This is a genomic window from Ruegeria lacuscaerulensis, assembly GCF_013034745.1.
GTDB lineage: Bacteria > Pseudomonadota > Alphaproteobacteria > Rhodobacterales > Rhodobacteraceae > Ruegeria > Ruegeria lacuscaerulensis_B.
The window spans coordinates 14,395-31,226 of sequence record NZ_WQGP01000018.1 but is presented as its reverse complement, the minus strand read 5'-3'; the positions used below and the strand labels follow the sequence as shown (position 1 = coordinate 31,226).

At 55.4% G+C, this 16,832-nt stretch carries 16 protein-coding genes; 6 read left to right on the top strand and 10 right to left on the bottom strand.

The features are described 5' to 3' along the window. Positions 1–541: 541 nt before the first annotated feature. Together GOV79_RS21870 and lon are read right to left on the bottom strand one after the other, a co-directional pair. Positions 542–1,726, bottom strand: coding sequence for a hypothetical protein (locus GOV79_RS21870; RefSeq protein WP_170791743.1), 1,185 nt, complete (start codon positions 1,724–1,726; stop codon positions 542–544). 870 nt (positions 1,727–2,596) lie between these two features. Then, positions 2,597–5,005 (bottom strand): endopeptidase La, encoded by a 2,409-nt coding sequence (gene lon, locus GOV79_RS21865; RefSeq protein WP_170791742.1) that lies wholly within the window; start codon positions 5,003–5,005, stop codon positions 2,597–2,599. A 328-nt stretch (positions 5,006–5,333) separates the two neighbouring features. Here lon and GOV79_RS21860 point away from each other — a divergent pair, with 328 nt between their 5' ends. Continuing rightward, positions 5,334–6,497, top strand: a complete 1,164-nt coding sequence (locus GOV79_RS21860) for a sugar-transfer associated ATP-grasp domain-containing protein (protein ID WP_170791741.1) — start codon at positions 5,334–5,336, stop codon at positions 6,495–6,497. 23 nt (positions 6,498–6,520) lie between these two features. Here the strand turns inward: GOV79_RS21860 and tgt are convergent, their stop codons facing one another. Both tgt and GOV79_RS21850 read right to left on the bottom strand, forming a co-directional pair. Continuing rightward, entirely contained in the window at positions 6,521–7,651 is a 1,131-nt protein-coding gene (tgt, locus tag GOV79_RS21855; RefSeq protein ID WP_170791740.1) for a tRNA guanosine(34) transglycosylase Tgt, read from the bottom strand. A 63-nt stretch (positions 7,652–7,714) separates the two neighbouring features. After that, positions 7,715–8,626, bottom strand: coding sequence for a nucleoside hydrolase (locus GOV79_RS21850; RefSeq protein WP_170791739.1), 912 nt, complete (start codon positions 8,624–8,626; stop codon positions 7,715–7,717). A gap of 178 nt (positions 8,627–8,804) precedes the next feature. Here GOV79_RS21850 and GOV79_RS21845 point away from each other — a divergent pair, with 178 nt between their 5' ends. From GOV79_RS21845 to GOV79_RS21835, 3 genes are all read left to right on the top strand, one after another. Further along, positions 8,805–9,692 carry an SPFH domain-containing protein gene (locus tag GOV79_RS21845; protein ID WP_170791738.1) on the top strand — a complete coding sequence of 296 codons (888 nt, stop codon included), beginning with the start codon at positions 8,805–8,807 and terminating at the stop codon, positions 9,690–9,692. Then, positions 9,692–9,970 carry an NfeD family protein gene (locus tag GOV79_RS21840; protein ID WP_170769626.1) on the top strand — a complete coding sequence of 93 codons (279 nt, stop codon included), beginning with the start codon at positions 9,692–9,694 and terminating at the stop codon, positions 9,968–9,970. The genes GOV79_RS21845 and GOV79_RS21840 overlap by 1 nt, the downstream gene beginning before the upstream one ends. A gap of 94 nt (positions 9,971–10,064) precedes the next feature. After that, complete coding sequence (locus GOV79_RS21835) at positions 10,065–10,427, top strand: SUF system Fe-S cluster assembly protein (protein ID WP_170769625.1); 363 nt, start codon at positions 10,065–10,067, stop codon at positions 10,425–10,427. Between the two features lie 50 nt (positions 10,428–10,477). On the opposite strand, the gene GOV79_RS21830 is transcribed toward GOV79_RS21835, so the two are convergent. Beyond that, on the bottom strand, positions 10,478–10,807 hold the full coding sequence (locus GOV79_RS21830; RefSeq protein WP_237218091.1) for a hypothetical protein: 330 nt from the start codon (positions 10,805–10,807) through the stop codon (positions 10,478–10,480). A 190-nt stretch (positions 10,808–10,997) separates the two neighbouring features. On the opposite strand from GOV79_RS21830, the gene GOV79_RS21825 reads away from it, so the two are divergent. Further along, on the top strand, positions 10,998–11,363 hold the full coding sequence (locus GOV79_RS21825; RefSeq protein WP_170791737.1) for a HesB/IscA family protein: 366 nt from the start codon (positions 10,998–11,000) through the stop codon (positions 11,361–11,363). Here the strand turns inward: GOV79_RS21825 and GOV79_RS21820 are convergent. Continuing rightward, the gene (locus GOV79_RS21820) at positions 11,360–12,274 is read right to left on the bottom strand and encodes an isopenicillin N synthase family dioxygenase (protein WP_170791736.1); all 915 of its coding nucleotides are present in this window, start codon (positions 12,272–12,274) and stop codon (positions 11,360–11,362) included. The genes GOV79_RS21825 and GOV79_RS21820 overlap by 4 nt on opposite strands. A gap of 122 nt (positions 12,275–12,396) precedes the next feature. On the opposite strand from GOV79_RS21820, the gene tpiA reads away from it, so the two are divergent. Beyond that, positions 12,397–13,146 carry a triose-phosphate isomerase gene (gene tpiA / locus GOV79_RS21815; protein ID WP_170791735.1) on the top strand — a complete coding sequence of 250 codons (750 nt, stop codon included), beginning with the start codon at positions 12,397–12,399 and terminating at the stop codon, positions 13,144–13,146. Positions 13,147–13,149: 3 nt separating this feature from the next. Here tpiA and GOV79_RS21810 read toward each other — a convergent pair whose 3' ends face one another. From GOV79_RS21810 to GOV79_RS21795, 4 genes are all read right to left on the bottom strand, one after another. Then, positions 13,150–13,461, bottom strand: coding sequence for a DMT family transporter (locus GOV79_RS21810; RefSeq protein ID WP_170791734.1), 312 nt, complete (start codon positions 13,459–13,461; stop codon positions 13,150–13,152). 155 nt (positions 13,462–13,616) lie between these two features. After that, positions 13,617–14,993: a TRAP transporter large permease gene (locus GOV79_RS21805; protein ID WP_170786590.1), complete on the bottom strand. Its 1,377-nt coding sequence runs from the start codon at positions 14,991–14,993 to the stop codon at positions 13,617–13,619. Beyond that, positions 14,993–15,670 (bottom strand): TRAP transporter small permease, encoded by a 678-nt coding sequence (locus GOV79_RS21800; protein WP_170769619.1) that lies wholly within the window; start codon positions 15,668–15,670, stop codon positions 14,993–14,995. The genes GOV79_RS21805 and GOV79_RS21800 overlap by 1 nt, the downstream gene beginning before the upstream one ends. 111 nt (positions 15,671–15,781) lie before the next feature. Next, the gene (locus GOV79_RS21795) at positions 15,782–16,783 is read right to left on the bottom strand and encodes a DctP family TRAP transporter solute-binding subunit (RefSeq protein WP_170769618.1); all 1,002 of its coding nucleotides are present in this window, start codon (positions 16,781–16,783) and stop codon (positions 15,782–15,784) included. Positions 16,784–16,832 lie beyond the last annotated feature (49 nt).

Below are 16,832 nucleotides of genomic sequence, written 5' to 3'. Positions count from 1 at the left end.
ACTGTCGCATCGGCTTCGATGGTCACGCTGCGCTCAGCTGTTTGAGCAAAACTGAACGCAGGCATAATCAAGAAAAATGCAGAAACAAGAAGTTTAGTTAGCATGTCTTCTCCTAATAAAATTCATGGTTGAAGCCTGCAAAGTAGCACACAGTTTTGCAGTATAGCAAAACGTTGTCACACCGCTTAGCAGTTTCAAAGATGTATGTCAGTCAGTGTCACCAAAGACCGAAGTTCTTGAGCATCAGAATTGCGCCATATATCGAACGATTAGTCTAGAGCACTTAGGCGGAGAACGCTTGTTCGGCTGAAGCGATGTCAGTTTCGTCCGCTTTTTAGTCATTCCGATGGGCTCAGGTCCCAGACACGCTCAGGCAACCCGAAGTTCTCAGTGACAGCATTTCTGTCCTTACGCTTCAGAGTAATGCCTAAGATACTTCTTATAGGACAACGTGTCGGATGACTTGCAATAAGGGGGATAGTACCCCCTCCCAATAAAGTACCTTACCTAGTGGACTACATAAGGTAGCCTCAAATAGCCCTTAGGCGGCCATGGCAAAACCACTGTCCAAGGTCATCTTCACTTGAGGGATGAAGCCCAACCGTTCTTTATACTCATCCTTCAGCACAGTTGACGCCAATTCATGATCCCGTTGCTTCACGATCAGACTGTCATGAACCGGAAGGGACGGTATGTCTTGCAACTCATAGAGGCACTGCATTGCTTTTAGAAAACACTCTGCTTCTTCAAACTGCAAAATAGCCCAATCCAGTTTTTCGGGTTCGAGACTGGACAAAACCGGGTGTCGGGCCAAGATCGACGAAACCACGTCCTTCAGCTTGTACCGATCCCTAGGGTGGTAGCCATGTTCGGAAATGAAGTCGTCGTTGAAAGACCTCGGCCAGCGGGATGGGGGTTTCCCCCGCCCGATAGAGGCGACAATGATCCGTTTTGTGACCTCTCTCGATATCCCGTCGATCTGATAAGGATCGGGATCATAGGCGAGGGTCTCACCTTGGATTGCGTACAGAATGGATAGCTGACTGGAAGAAACATCAATTTCACACGTTGGTTCACCATCAATCATAATGGCTTTCCGTTTTTCCTTCGGCATCTGCATCCAATCGTCGTCAGAGGCACAATAGAAACGGCCCCCGAGATTGAAGTCGAACCCTTTCCGGTCACCGCAATTGAAGATACGTCGCAACATTGGTTGATCTGATAGGTTAAACTTGTGACGGGCGAGATACCTGTTCAGGGTCTCTACTTCGGTTCTGCGCTCCTGAAATCTGGGGCCACTCTGCTTGATGAGCTTGCCACCTTTTGGGAAATTGTAGTCGCCGTCTTTGGTACTGCGTACCTGCAAGACACTGGCGTGACTGTGACAGCGTTCAAAGTGCTCGGTGACGTTGGCCGCTGTGAGTTGGTAGCTCTGGGCCAGTTCCAACAGAGCTGGTGTGGCTCTGAACCTCCGCGCTTTTTTGTACGTTGTGTTTTGGTCACTGTCGTCAATCGAAGCTCGGAAATGCACAAAGCCAGTTTCTTCCATCAGCCCCATTCCCATCCAGTAGGTTCGAAGCTTGATAAAGGCATCACTACTCACCAAGGTCTGTGCAAGTTCGTCTTTGTCGGATGGTCGATACATGTAGCCTTTGGCGGCCTCATTCGCGCTGTGCTTGATTAGATCGGCAGCCAACGCTCCAACTGCCAATTTGAAGTTGTCCAAGTCGTTCTGTCGTCTGGCACGTTTTCGGGGGTGGTATTGTGCTTCGTAAGCAATAGTTCGGTTTATCAACTCGGATACAAAGTTCTTCGATGCTTCGGTTACCGTAGACCGATCTAACGAAGCAAACCGGGCTTTGTTGAATGTGTGTCGAAGTAGACGTGTTACGTCGTTGTTTGTTTTGCGCATACATTTTCCGTATTGGGCGGTTTCAAAAAGAGAGGAAAGATTTAGGGAAACTTCCTCCTTTATAGGCTCAATATCCGAACACACACTTTTTCAGGCACCAAACGTCTGGAAAACTGAATGCCATAGCCGTTACTCGAGCAACGCCAATCAGACCACAATTGCTGTGTACACCCGACTAGCGTGCATGTCGTTGAGAGGGCGAGACTGTCCTAAATGTTGAAGGCTTACCAACTAACTTTGTTGAAGATCACGATAGAAGTGTGCGGACACCAGTTTCAGGCTGATCTTCATCAACCATCTTCGCAACCAAACGTCCGCTAGTCAGTGTCGGCTTTCCACAAAAAAAGAGGTGTTGAGTTTTGGTTTCGCTGACCTTTTTCCTTTTGACTCATCTCAAGGAAGGCAAATTGTCCTGTGTGGGTTTATGTACCACAACATCTAGTATTGGATGTATGGAGGGTCAAGTTGTGACAGACATAACCCTTTGATGTTATTGGGTATGGGCTTCCCTAACTACTAGGTCTTGATAGGCGATTACATATCGAAGATGTCAGGAGTTCAAATCTCTTATCACCCACCATTTTCCCCTAAAACTTGGTGGTTCCTTGCGTCCCAGTTCTTTGGGTAGTCGCATGAAAAAGGGCGAGGTTGAAACCCCGCCCATTTTGATCATTCAATCCGAACTCAGTGCGTTCTGGCAGACGCTGCCGAACTTTCCGCGGCTTTCGCAGCCGCGGCGGCGGCCTCCTCGGCTGCTTCGTCCCATTCGATGGGTTCAGGCTCGCTAATCAGCGCCTGCTTCAGAACCTCGGACACATGCGTGACCGGGATGATCTCCAGCCCTTCCTTCACGTTATCCGGGATGTCGGCCAGATCCTTTTCATTTTCCTCGGGGATCAGGACAGTCTTGATGCCACCACGCAGGGCCGCCAGCAGTTTTTCCTTGAGCCCACCGATCGGCATCGCGTTGCCGCGCAGCGAAACCTCGCCCGTCATGGCGATATCCTTGCGAACCGGAATACCGGTCAGCACCGACACGATCGAAGTCACCATCGCCAGACCGGCCGAAGGGCCATCCTTTGGCGTTGCGCCATCCGGAACGTGGACGTGAATGTCCAGCGTGTCGAATTTCGTCGGCTTCACCCCGATCTGAGGCGAGATTGACCGCACATAGGACGATGCCGCGTCGATGGATTCCTTCATCACATCGCCCAGCTTACCGGTGGTCTTCATCCGCCCCTTGCCGGGCAGTTTCAGCGCTTCAATATGCAGCAGATCGCCCCCGACCGAGGTATAAGCCAGACCAGTCACAACACCGACCTGATCGTCCTGTTCGGCCAGACCATAGCGGTATTTGGGCACGCCCAGGAAATCATCCAGATTGTCGGGCGTCACCGTGACCGACTCGGCCTCTTTCTTAATGATCTTGGTCAGCGATTTCCGGGCAACCTTGGCGATCTCTCGTTCCAAGTTCCGCACGCCCGCTTCCCGGGTATAGGTGCGGATGATGGATTGCAGCGCATCATCGGTCAGCTCAAATTCCTTGGCCTTGAGGCCATGGTTTTTAACCTGCTTGCTGATCAGGTGCTGCTTGGCTATCTCGGATTTCTCTTCCTCGGTATAGCCAGCCAGCGGGATGATCTCCATCCGGTCCAGCAGAGGCCCGGGCATATTATAGCTGTTCGACGTGGTTAGAAACATCACGTTGGACAGGTCATATTCGACCTCCAAGTAGTGGTCCATGAACGTACTGTTCTGTTCCGGGTCCAGCACTTCAAGCATGGCCGAAGCCGGGTCGCCACGGAAATCCTGCCCCATCTTGTCGATCTCATCGAGCAAAATCAGCGGGTTCGTGGTCTTTGCCTTTTTCAGCGACTGGATGATCTTGCCGGGCATCGAACCGATATAGGTCCGACGGTGGCCCCGGATCTCAGATTCGTCACGCACGCCACCCAACGAGATGCGAATGAACTCGCGCCCCGTGGCTTTGGCAACCGACTTACCCAGCGAGGTTTTACCCACACCCGGAGGGCCGACAAGGCACAGGATCGGGCCTTTCAGCTTTTTCGAGCGCTGTTGAACCGCCAGATACTCGACGATCCGTTCCTTGACCTTCTCAAGCCCATAGTGATCGGCATCCAAAATGTCCTGGGCACGGCCCAGATCCTTTTTGACGCGGGATTTGGTGCCCCACGGCAGCGACAGAATCCAGTCCAGATAGTTGCGCACAACGGTGGCCTCGGCCGACATGGGTGACATATTCTTGAGCTTCTTCAGCTCACCCTCGGCCTTTTCGCGCGCTTCTTTCGACAGCTTGGTCTCGGCGATTTTCTCTTCCAGTTCAGCAACTTCGTTGCCGCCGTCCTCACCATCGCCAAGTTCCTTCTGAATGGCCTTCATTTGCTCATTCAGGTAGTACTCGCGCTGCGTCTTCTCCATCTGGGATTTGACGCGGGTCTTGATCTTTTTCTCGACCTGCAGAACCGACATCTCGCCCTGCATGAGGCCATAGACCTTTTCCAGCCGCTCACTAACCGAGAGCGTCTCAAGCAGTTCCTGCTTTTGCTCAACCTCGATGCCAAGATGGCCCGAAACCAGGTCGGCCAGCTTGGCAGGTTCGGTGGTTTCACCAACGGCAGTCAGCGCTTCTTCGGGGATGTTCTTGCGGACTTTGGCGTAACGCTCGAACTCATCTGCGACGGTGCGCAGCAGCGCCTCGGTCGTCGTCACGTCGCCCGGAATTTCGGTCAGATATTCAGCGCGGGCCTCGAAAAAATCGTCATTTTCCAGAAAATCGGTGATCTGCACGCGCGCCTGCCCTTCGACCAGCACTTTGACAGTGCCATCGGGCAGTTTCAGCAGTTGCAGCACATTTGCCAGTACGCCCGACCGGTAAATCCCGTCGATTGCGGGATCGTCCTCACCCGGATCAATCTGGCTGGACAGCAGAATCTGCTTGTCGTCCTGCATCACTTCTTCCAGCGCGCGGACGGATTTTTCCCGTCCCACGAACAGCGGCACGATCATATGTGGAAACACCACGATGTCGCGCAACGGCAGTACTGGGTACGAGGAATTCAGAGGCTCTTGCATGCTCTATCCTTATCATTGGCAAGACGGCTCCGGTCCCTGTGTCAGGCAACACTCGGCCATCTCCTGCTTGGATGGTTAAGGTGGGGTTATAGACCCCTCTTTTCAACCTTACCTTTGCGTCTAGTACAATGGCCTGAAGACTATACCACTACAAGGCTAGAAAAACGCATTCGGAACAGTTTCATCGATTGGTGCAAGTACGTTGTAATGCCACATCGTGGGCTTCAAACAACAGCTAAACAACATTTTTTTGAACTCACTCAAAATATTGGGAAAACGATTTATCGTGAAGCACAACTCCCGCACTTCAAAAACGAGACATTCTGGCATGAGCACGCAAAAAAAAATCTCCGCAGCAGAAGACGACCACAAGCACTATCTAGAGGTTCGAGACTCCGAATATGTGGAGCTCTTGGCTTATGCTGCAAAGAGCTCAGGACGATCAGTCATGAAAACTCAGCTCGACTTCAACAAAGTGTCAAAGGTACCCGGACGGTTGAACATGGTCGAGTATGTGCGAAATGGTCTTCACCACATAGATCGCTATACCGATTCGGAACGTGCGGCCTTTATCTCGAATGACCTTCACTGGCCAATTACCCACAAGTGTAACCACAATGGGTGGAGTGCCACTGCTGAAGACAAAGTTGTAGCTTACACACTACTTGAGGCTGCCGGTGTTCCAGTTCCTAAAACTTTGGCTGTCATAGATAAATCCAACAGAATCTACCCAAGGTTGAGGACCATAGCAACGGCAGAGCAATTGCGGGATGTTCTAGTTGAGAACCTTGGTTCAGGACTGTTCGGTAAGATCACTGAGGGCATGGTGAGTTTTGGTGCTTTTTTGGTAAAAGATGCAAATGAAACAACCATCGTATGTGAAGGACGAGACCCGGTTTCATACGAAACATTTTTAGCCGAGATCGTCGGCGATAACTCTTATGTGCTGCAGTCTGTCATTCAAAATCATCCGGACATTTCCCAATATGCATCAGCTCTCGCAACAGTCCGCATGGTCAATCTTGTACGAGAAAACGACGTCTATTGCCCTATGGCGATTATTAAGATTCCTCAAGGAGATAACATTGCCGACGCATTCTGGAGACCCGGGAACATTGCGTGCTCAGTTAATGTAGAAACTGGTAAAATAGAAACGGTAGCGCGGCGGGCGGACAAGGAAGTCGAATTTCTGGACGATCATCCAGAAGTCAAAGGACTGATGGGGTTGCAACTCCCATTCTGGCGCGAATTGGTTGAAGTTAATGAGCGCGCAGCCAGAACCTTTGCACCTATTCGCTACCAGTCAACGGATATCTCGATAACTGAAAGTGGGCCGGTCGTCGTCGAATTGAACTATGGTGGTGGGTTCGATCTACCTCAGTACGCCAGTGGGCGTGGAATGTTGACTTCTGAAGTTAGAGAGTTTTTCGAAGGTTTTGGTTGGGACTTCAACGAACAGCCAAAGAAGAAGTTTTGGCCGTTTCGGCGATAGACAAACGACCTAAACCGCTTATTTCACATCGGTTCGATATCGCCCTGTGCGCGTTGGGCATGGAATTGATTTTGCCATGCCTCAAAGGTTCCCGCCGCAATCGCGCCGCGCATTCCCTGCATGATTTCCTGAAAATAGTGCAGGTTGTGCCAGGTCAGCAGCATCCCCGAGATCATCTCGTTCGCGCGGAATACATGGTGCAAATAGGCGCGGGAGTAGTTTGAACAGGCCGGACAGGTACACTGCTCATCCAGCGGGCGCGGGTCATCCGCATGGCGGGCGTTTTTAATATTGACCACGCCATAGCGGGTGAAAACCTGCCCTGTGCGCCCTGAACGCGAAGGCAAAACACAATCCATCATGTCGATGCCACGCGCAACGGCGCCTACGATGTCGTCGGGCTTGCCCACTCCCATCAGATAGCGTGGCTTGTCGGTGGGCAGCATATCAGGCGCGAAATCCAGAACGCTGAACATGGCCTCTTGGCCTTCGCCGACGGCCAGTCCGCCGACCGCATAGCCTTCGAACCCGATCTCTTTTAAGGCTTCGGCGGATTCTTCGCGGAAATCGTGTTCTAGTCCACCTTGCTGAATACCAAACAAAGCGTGGCTCGGACGGTCGCCGAACGCATCGCGCGACCTGTGCGCCCATCGCATCGACAGTCGCATCGATTCAGCAATCCGGTCCCGGTCCGCAGGCAAGGCCGGACACTCGTCGAAACACATGACGATATCCGAACCCAGCAGGCGTTGGATTTCCATCGACCGCTCCGGCGTCAGCTCATGCTTGGAGCCGTCGATATGCGATTTGAAGGTCACGCCCTTTTCGGTCAGTTTTCGAAGCCCGGCCAAGGACATAACCTGAAACCCTCCCGAGTCTGTCAGGATCGGACGTTCCCAGTTCATGAACTTGTGCAACCCACCCAGACGGTCAATCCGCTCTGCCGTCGGGCGCAGCATCAAGTGATAGGTGTTGCCCAACAGGATATCGGCCCCGGTTGCGCGCACGCTTTCGGGCATCATCGCCTTGACCGTCGCCGCCGTTCCGACAGGCATAAAAGCGGGCGTTCGAACCTCGCCGCGCGGTGTGCGGATCACGCCGGCTCTCGCCTTTCCGTCGGTGGCTTTCAGGTCAAAAGAAAAACGTTCGGTCATAGGGGGCCTCGGGGTCGCTGAACCGGGCGGGATTTGCCCGATCTGCCCGTCCTTTGCAACCCGTCAGGGCAATGAAGCGACCCGTTGGGTAAAGAGATCGACCACCCCTGCCCCGTCGACATCGCAGCACACGTGCACGACGGGACGCGAAGGATCAGGGCGGGTCAGGCCAATCTCGGGGCCGTCCGCAACAACCTGCAACCCGGTTTCCACCATTGTGAACATGTCCGCATGGGTACAGGCGATCACAGCTGTCGAATCGTGCAGCCCGCAACCCTCAAGCCCACCAACATCCTTGTAGAACTTCAGATAAAACTTCGAGATATCGCGCAGGAACCCACCCATATCTGCGGATTGTTCCGCGAGGCCGTTAAAATCGGCCCCTTCGTAGAGGGTCCTGAGCGTCACATCCAAGCCAACAACCACCGTCGTAGGAGGGTTGGCAAAAACCTCATCGGCGGCAAGAGGGTCATGGTAGATATTCGCCTCGGCATGCGGGGTAATGTTACCAGGGCAATAAACAGCACCGCCCATGATGACCAAGCGGGCGATGTTCTGGGCAAATTCCGGGTCCAGACGCAGGGCAGCGGCGATATTAGTTAAGGGACCGACGGCGCAGACCACCAGTTCGCCCTTATGCACGCGGGCCATTTCAACCAGGTATTCGGCAGCGGACAGGCTGTGATTGCTCCCGATCTGAGGGATGTCGGTGACATCTCCAAACCCCTCAGGCCCATGAACATGCTCAGACGGCGCATGTGTGTCCGCCCCCTGCGCCACGGGTGCGCCTTCTGCGACCGGGGCGTTTATGCCCAGTTTATCCAACAAAAACCGCGCGTTCCGGCTGGATTGATGCACATGGGTGTTGCCGAAAACCGTGGTCAGGCCAATCAGCTCAATCTCGGGGGCGGCAGCCGCATAGGCGATGGCCATTGCGTCATCAATGCCGGGGTCAGTGTCTATAATCAGTTTCATGTCTGCCCGATAGCGCAATCGGCAAGGGATGCAAAGTGGTCACAGACAGGCCTCCGCCCCCCTTGTCAGCTTATTCAATGATTTGATTCCGCGCCCCTTCTCGGGATAGCTGAGTTGAAATTGGGCGAGTCAATCCCCAAATGTATACTATAGTACACAATACCGAGAGGACAGTTATATGGAAGAACAGATTATTGGATTGATTTCATCCAACATCATTTTCCTGCTGGGCGCGGCGCTGATCGTCGTCGTCATTTTCAAGGGCATAAAGATTGTGCCTCAATCCGAGAAGTTCGTGATTGAACGGTTCGGGCGCCTTCACTCGGTCCTTGGACCGGGGATCAACTTTATCGTTCCGTTTCTGGACGTTGCACGCCACAAAATATCCATTCTGGAGCGTCAGTTGCCCAACGCGACTCAGGACGCGATCACTAAAGACAACGTGCTGGTGCAGATCGACACCTCGGTCTTTTACCGCATTCTTGAACCGGAAAAGACGGTCTATCGTATCCGTGACGTAGATGGCGCGATTGCCACCACCGTGGCCGGTATCGTCCGCGCCGAGATCGGCAAAATGGACCTGGATGAGGTACAGTCGAACCGTGCGCAGCTGATTACCCGTATTCAGGAAAGCGTGGAAACCGCCGTGGATGACTGGGGTATCGAGGTGACTCGGGCCGAGATTTTAGACGTTAACCTGGATCAGGCCACCCGCGACGCAATGTTGCAGCAGCTGAACGCCGAACGCGCCCGTCGCGCGCAAGTGACTGAGGCCGAGGGTCAGAAACGCGCCGTTGAACTGAACGCCGATGCCGAGCTATATGCGGCTGAACAAACCGCCAAAGCCCGCCGTATTGAGGCCGAGGCCGAAGCCTATGCAACGGGCGTGGTCGCCAAAGCTATTCAGGATAACGGGATCGAGGCCGCTCAGTATCAGGTCGCATTGAAACAGGTCGAGGCCCTGAACGCACTTGGCGCAGGCAATGGCTCACAAACCATCGTGGTGCCCGCGAATGCGCTCGAGGCGTTTGGCGATGCCTTCAAAATGTTGAAAGGAGGCCGGTAATGGCCGATCCGTTCTGGTTGACATGGTGGATTTGGTTGGCGGGGGCTTTGGCCCTCGGCATCCTCGAGATTGTGCTGCCGGGGTTCATCTTTCTGGGCTTCGCAATCGGCGCGGCGATCACTGGGCTGTTGCTGGTCATTCCCGGGGTCGCACCGTCCCTGCCGGTTTTGCTGCTGATCTTTGCAGCTTTGTCCTTGGTGGCGTGGCTGGTGTTGCGGCGGATGTTCGCCCTGCCCCATGGTCAGGTGAAGACCTTCCGGCATGATATAAACGAATGAATCGCTCGGCGCCCAATAAGGGCGCCACGGCACCACTGGACGCTGCCCGTGGCTTTCCCTATATAAAAGCTCAGGAAACAGACCCGAGGCACGAATGACCCACCCGAGTGAACAGTTCGAAGGCACCCCGCTGATTGCGCCTTCCACGATTGAGCACCCCTTGTATGAAGCGGTGGTCGAGGCGTGCCGTTCCGTCTATGACCCTGAGATTCCGGTCAATATTTATGATCTGGGCCTGATCTACACCATCGACATCACGCCCGAAAACGCCGTTAAGGTCATCATGACCCTGACCGCGCCAGGCTGCCCTGTCGCGGGCGAAATGCCGGGCTGGATTGTCGAAGCTGTCGAACCGGTGGCCGGTGTCAAGGAAGTGGACGTAGAACTGACATGGGAACCGCCCTGGGGCATGGAGATGATGTCCGACGAGGCCCGTCTGGAATTGGGCTTCATGTAAGCAAACCAGCTGTCGATGACTAAACCGCCCTCAATCACCGGGGCGGTTTTTTATTTGATACCGCAGGTGGACTTAATTTCTTCCGCCCGCGCGTCCAGCGCTTTGACGTAATCACCAGAGAGCATCGACAAATGTTTCTTCTCGGTCCCGGTGATAAGGCCCAGCAGCGCACCGGCTGGAAGGATTGAAACAACGCTTGCAACCTGTTGATCTTGAGCGTGTTTTTTCTCAGCCGCGATGGCGCGCAAATCCCCTGGCGCAGTGGCGCAATTCACCGGATGCCGCTTTTCATCGGTTTGAGCCGCAGCAGCACCAGCAAACGCCGCGAGGGCAATTAACGGCACCGCTTTTATTCCACTAAGTTTTAGCGAAGAATTCATCCTGTTATCCTACCTGCAGTGTTCTCTGCTCTACTGCGTGCAAGGCTAGGACGAAGGTGCAGCGTTAGGCAAGCGTAGGTTGCATGTGTGCCTACCTGAGTGGAAAACTTAGGTAAGAACGTCTGCTATGTCTTGAGACTGCCCCACCAGAGGACTAAGTTATAAACAACGCGCGACGACGGAGACGAAAATGTTTGGCATTCCCGGCAAACAGGCCGTGACCATGACCCCAAAGGCTGCGGCCCAGATTGTACGCCTGATGGAATCGGGCGGGCACGCGGGACTGCGCATTGGCGTCAAGAAAGGTGGCTGCGCAGGCATGGAATACACCATGGATTATGTGGATGAGGCCGACACCAATGATGAGGTGGTCGAACAGGAAGGCGCACGGGTGATGATCGCCCCAATGGCGCAAATGTTCCTGTTCGGGACCGAAATCGACTATGAAGTCTCGTTACTGGAATCCGGTTTCAAATTCCGCAACCCCAACGTGGTCGATGCCTGCGGCTGCGGCGAGTCGATCAAGTTCGACGAAACCCTGTCAGCGCAGAATTAGGACGCCGTTTTCAGGTGGACGTACGTCTCGTTGAACCGCCGGGTCAGGTGTTCTCCGGCTGAAATCACTTGGTCCGACTCAGGTGGCGCAACGTTGGTGTCATAGGACGGGTTAAAAAACAGCGGCACCGAAACCCGTTCATCCGCTCCTCCGACGACCCTGTGCATGGTCGCTTTGACCTGCCCTGCGGTCCAGAACTCCAGCATTTCCCCGAAGTTTATCACGAAGGTGCCGGGGGCGGCTTGGACCTCGGCCCAACTTCCATCCGGCAATTGCGCCTCAAGTCCCGGTGTGCCGTCGGTCGCCAGCAAGGTCAGGCAGCCATAATCCGTGTGCGCGCCGATCCCAAAATCACGCGCCCCCGCCCAAACGGGACGCTGAGGGTAGAAGTTGCCGCGCAGCAAAGCCATCGGCGTGTCAAACGCCGCATCAATGCTGCCCGCATCGCGGCCCAAAGCAACGGCAATCGCACGCAAGATACGCATCGCAACGGCACAGCCGTCATCATAGTAGCCTTGGACCATGTGCTGAAAACCAGACGGCGCGTCGGGCCATTGGTTCGGGGCGTAAACGCTCAGGCCCCGGTCTGCATAGGCACTGTCCTCGGGCAGTTCGAAACCGCAATCGAACACCTCTTTGTAGTCCGGGTTTGCATCGGGATCGACTTGTTCGGATTGCGGCGCACCCCAGCCCCGATTTGCCCCGGTCTTCGCCATGTCGACGCGGCTTTTTTGCGCCTCGGGCAGGCGGAAAAACGCTTTGTAAGCTGCTAGGACGGCTTCGATCCTCGCCTTGTCCAATCCAGTGTTGGAGACGCGCAGAAACCCAACGTCGCTAACGGCGCGCCGCAATCTGGCCAGTTCCGCCACATCACGGGCGTCCAATTTCGCAAGATCCAGTGTGTCGATCATCTCTGCCTCATTCGCTCGCGCGAGTTCTGTCGATTTCTGCGATGGTCTGCAACCGGAATTGTCACGACCCCCGGCGGGTGTTATCCGAAACACAAACAAAAATTCTTGTGGGAGTGTGTGCGATGCGGCGCAAGCTGGCGGCTGGTAACTGGAAAATGAATGGGATGTCGGCCGAGCTAGAGGAGTTGAGCACCCTCGCCCGCATGTATCCGTCCCCCACGGTCGATGTGCTGATCTGCCCGCCCGCAACCCTGCTGCACCGCGCGGCCAGCACCGTGCAGGCCACAGATATTCAGGTTGGCGGTCAGGATTGCCATGCAAACACCTCTGGCGCCCATACCGGTGATATCAGCGCCGGAATGCTGCTCGATGCCGGGGCGTCCGCGGTCATTCTGGGCCACTCTGAACGGCGAGAGGATCACGGCGAGCAAAATGAAGACATCCGTGCTAAGGCCCGTGCTGCCATGGACGCTGGGTTGAAAGCCATCATCTGTGTCGGTGAAAGCCTGGAACAGCGCGAAGCAGCCAACACGCTGGATATCATCGGTGGTCAGATGTCGGGCTCGATCCCTGATCAGTCAACCGGTGAGAACTTGATCGTAGCCTATGAACCCATCTGGGCCATCGGCACGGGCAAGGTCCCCACCCTCGACGAAATCGGAGAGGTCCACGACTTTATCCGAACCCGTCTGGAACGTCGCTTTGGCGAGGGCGTGGGCCGCTCGGTCAGGCTACTTTATGGCGGGTCGGTCAAACCCGGCAATGCCGCAGACATCTTTGCCGTGTCCAACGTGGACGGGGCATTAGTCGGCGGGGCCAGCCTGAAAGCGCAGGATTTCGCGGGCATCATCGACGCGCTGCAAAACGCCTGAGCGTCACGCCAGTTTCATAGTTACCAAACCGGCCAAAATCAGGGCCGCTGCAATCAAGCGCGGGGCTGTCAAGGCCTCGCCTAGAAACATGACGCCGATCATGAACGCTCCAACCGCACCGATCCCGGTCCAGATCGTATAGGCCGTGCCGAGTGGCAAATCCCGCATAGCCAGTGCCAGCAAGCCAAAAGACCCTATCATCGACACGCCCATCAGCGCGGTCGGCCAAAGCCGGGTGAAACCAACCGATTGCTTCATCGCAACGGCCCAGACGATTTCCAACAAACCGGCGAATAGCAGAAAAATCCAGGGCATAGAGGCACCTCATATCCGTTCGGGTCGTCCCGAATGATCAACCAAAGTGGTGAGGTCGTCCTCTGCCCTCCAGATGGGCATGATCCGCAATTGGTCAAGAGGGGCGCAAAGGAAAAAGCCGGGCCTCTGGGGCCCGGCTTTCATGTGGTTCACGGCTAGTTCGTTATGATCTCTGGCCCCATGAAAGTGTTGGGCAAGAAGGTCGATATCCATGGGATATACGTGACCATGATCAGGAAGACGAACAGAACCGCCAGGAAGGGCAGCGCCGCCTTCACGACGCTCATCATCGGCATTCCGGCCACGCCCGAGGTCACGAACAGGTTCAGCCCGACCGGAGGTGTAATCATCCCAATCTCCATGTTGACCACCATGATGATGCCCAGATGGATCGGGTCGATGCCCAGTTCAATCGCAATCGGGAACACCAGAGGTGCCACGATGACCAGCAGGCCCGAAGGCTCCATGAACTGACCGCCGATCAGCAGGATCACGTTCACCACGATCAAGAAGGTCACAGGTCCCAGACCCGCCGACAGCATGGCACTGGCGATGTGTTGCGGCACCTGCTCGTCGGTCAGCACATGTTTCAGGATCAGCGCGTTGGCGATCACGAACAGCAGCGTGACGGTCAGCTTGCCTGCCTCGAACAGCGTATGCTTGGTATCGGGGTGGAAAAAGGCCGTCACCAGCGCATAGGGCTTTTTGATCAGCGGCAGATTGGGTTGCCCTTCTTCCGTGCTGAGCGGGCCCATGTCCTTGTAGACGAAGCTGGCAATCAGGAAGGCATAGACGGCGGCCACGGCCGCGGCTTCGGTCGGAGTAAAGATACCGCCATAAATACCACCCAGAATGATGACGATCAGGAAAAGGCCCCATCCGGCCTCGCGCGCCGAGGCAAAGATCTCGCCCCATCCTTTCCACTCACCTTTGGGCAGGTTCTTGACCTTGGCCATGACATAGATGGTGATCATCAGCATCAGACCTGCCATCAGGCCCGGAATGACCCCTGCAAGGAACATGCGCCCGACCGAGACCTCGACGGCGGCTGCATAGACAACCATCACGATCGACGGCGGGATCAGGATGCCCAGCGTACCCGCGTTACAGATCACACCAGCGGCGAATTCCTTGGAATACCCCACCTGACGCATCCCTGCGATCACGATCGAACCGATGGCCACAACGGTCGCCGGGGACGACCCCGACAGTGCCGCGAACAGCATACAAGCAAACACGCCCGCAATCGCCAGACCACCAGGCAAATGCCCAACACAGGCAATCGAGAAGCGTATGATCCGCCGCGCCACACCGCCCGTTGTCATGAAAGACGACGCCAGAATGAAGAACGGGATTGCTAGCAGGGTGAAATGCCCCTCGAAGGCCTCGAACAGCGTGCCTGCGACCGAGGCCAAAGAACTGTCAGAATAGATCAGCAGGAACAGGGTCGAGCTAAGGCCAAGCGCCACCGCAATCGGAACACCGATCAACAGCAGGCCAATGACCATTGAGAAAAGAAGAACGACGTCCATCAGTCATGCACCCCTTGTTGTGCGCGGACTTCTTCGATCTCGTCCTCGACTTCGTGGCTGGCGACAAGGCGGTCGGTTTCGCCGCGCCAGATTTGTACTGCAACCTGAGAAAAGCGGATCACCAGCAGGATCATCGACACCGGCAACACCAGATACGGGATCACCTTGGGCAGCTTTTCATAGCCCTCGCCATAGTTGATCATGTCTTCCAAAAACCGCAGCGGCGCGACCATTGGGATGTCGTCAACCTCGTAAAAGCTCTGGCTGCGCGCACCGGTATCGAACCCGGTCGGGAACCACCGGCCTGAGGTCGGCGGCAGATCCGCGAAGACGGCCCAATAGTCATAAGACCCCTTTAGCAGCAGCAACGAGAAGACCAGACAGCACGCCACCGCAATTAGGGCCAGGATGCGTCGCGGCGCCGGTGCCAGCATATTCAGGATCGCATCCACGCCCAGATGCGCGTGTTTCTTCACTGCATAGGACGCCCCCAACAGCACCAACCAGCCAAAGGTGAACACTGTCAGTTCCAGCGCCCACAGGATGTTAGAATTAAAGACGAACCGCGCGATGACGTTGGCGAAGGTGACGACGGTCATCACCCCCAACAACAGCGCGATCATCGTCTCTTCGATATGGTCGATCAGCCCGCCAGAGCCGGGTTTCGCACCAGACATCTCATTGTCCCCGCATTTTGTGTGATGAGAATAATTGGGGCGGGCCTGTTTCAGCCCGCCCGGCCCGCGCATCGATAACTCCCCAGTCCCCCGACGCGCGGACTGATCGGATTAAAATCCGGCGTTGATCGCCTGTGCAGCGTCGATCTTGTCCTGACCCACATCGCCAGCGAACTTGTCCCAGACAGGCTTCATCGCATCGACCCAAGCCTGACGCTGGTCGGCGTTCAGCTCACGAATGGTGCCGCCGGCGTCGATCACCGACTGCTTGGCCGCTTCGTTCACCGCAAAGGCTTCTTTGTTCCGCGTCTCGGTGACTTCACTCAGGATCGTCAGGAACTGATCGCGCACTTCGGGGTCCAAGCTGTCCAGCCAGTCAACCGAAGTCACAACCAAGTAGTCGATGATGCCGTGGTTGGTCTCGGTAATACCGTCCTGAACTTCGAAGAACTTCTTGCCGTAGATGTTCGACCAGGTGTTCTCCTGCCCGTCCACAACGCCCTGCTGCAACGCGCCATAGACTTCCGAGAACGCCATTTTCTGCGGGCTGCCACCAATGGCTTCCATCTGCGCGACCAGCACGTCCGAAGACTGAACACGGAACTTCAGACCATCCGCATCGGAAGGATCAACCAAAGGTTTGTTCGCCGACATTTGCTTCATGCCGTTGTGCCAAAATGCCAGCCCCTGCAGGCCACGGCGCTGCATGCTGTCCTTCATCGCTTGACCGTCAGCCGAGGCTTGGAATGCGTCCACCGCATCAATGTTCTTGAACATGAACGGCAGGTCGAACAGACGGAACTGCTTGGTGAACTTTTCAAACTTCGACAGCGACGGCGCGGCCAGTTGGACGTCGCCCTGCAGCATCGCCTCCAGCACCTTGTCGTCATTATAGAGGGTCGAGTTCGGGAACACCTCCATGCACATAACGCCGTTCATCTCGTCATTGACACGCTGCTCCAGCAACGATGCAGCAATCCCCTTGGGGTGCTTGTCGGTGTTGGTCACATGCGCAAACTTCACCACGATCTCGCCGTCGTCACACGCCGCCATCCCAGCGGTCGCGGTCACGGTCAGCGCCAGTGCGGTTGCGGCTGTTGTCAGGAATTTCATCTGTCCTATCCTCCCAGACTTCACAAAACTTCTCCCAGACGCTCGACGA

Excerpts from the sequence above, each read along its gene's own strand:
- lon (WP_170791742.1), bottom strand. The coding sequence starts at position 5,005 with ATGCAAGAGCCTCTGAATTCCTCGTACCCAGTACTGCCGTTGCGCGAC.
- GOV79_RS21860 (WP_170791741.1), top strand. The coding sequence starts at position 5,334 with ATGAGCACGCAAAAAAAAATCTCCGCAGCAGAAGACGACCACAAGCAC.
- tgt (WP_170791740.1), bottom strand. The coding sequence starts at position 7,651 with ATGACCGAACGTTTTTCTTTTGACCTGAAAGCCACCGACGGAAAGGCG.
- GOV79_RS21850 (WP_170791739.1), bottom strand. The coding sequence starts at position 8,626 with ATGAAACTGATTATAGACACTGACCCCGGCATTGATGACGCAATGGCC.
- GOV79_RS21845 (WP_170791738.1), top strand. The coding sequence starts at position 8,805 with ATGGAAGAACAGATTATTGGATTGATTTCATCCAACATCATTTTCCTG.
- GOV79_RS21840 (WP_170769626.1), top strand. The coding sequence starts at position 9,692 with ATGGCCGATCCGTTCTGGTTGACATGGTGGATTTGGTTGGCGGGGGCT.
- GOV79_RS21835 (WP_170769625.1), top strand. The coding sequence starts at position 10,065 with ATGACCCACCCGAGTGAACAGTTCGAAGGCACCCCGCTGATTGCGCCT.
- GOV79_RS21830 (WP_237218091.1), bottom strand. The coding sequence starts at position 10,807 with ATGAATTCTTCGCTAAAACTTAGTGGAATAAAAGCGGTGCCGTTAATT.
- GOV79_RS21825 (WP_170791737.1), top strand. The coding sequence starts at position 10,998 with ATGTTTGGCATTCCCGGCAAACAGGCCGTGACCATGACCCCAAAGGCT.
- GOV79_RS21820 (WP_170791736.1), bottom strand. The coding sequence starts at position 12,274 with ATGATCGACACACTGGATCTTGCGAAATTGGACGCCCGTGATGTGGCG.
- tpiA (WP_170791735.1), top strand. The coding sequence starts at position 12,397 with ATGCGGCGCAAGCTGGCGGCTGGTAACTGGAAAATGAATGGGATGTCG.
- GOV79_RS21810 (WP_170791734.1), bottom strand. The coding sequence starts at position 13,461 with ATGCCCTGGATTTTTCTGCTATTCGCCGGTTTGTTGGAAATCGTCTGG.
- GOV79_RS21805 (WP_170786590.1), bottom strand. The coding sequence starts at position 14,993 with ATGGACGTCGTTCTTCTTTTCTCAATGGTCATTGGCCTGCTGTTGATC.
- GOV79_RS21800 (WP_170769619.1), bottom strand. The coding sequence starts at position 15,670 with ATGTCTGGTGCGAAACCCGGCTCTGGCGGGCTGATCGACCATATCGAA.
- GOV79_RS21795 (WP_170769618.1), bottom strand. The coding sequence starts at position 16,783 with ATGAAATTCCTGACAACAGCCGCAACCGCACTGGCGCTGACCGTGACC.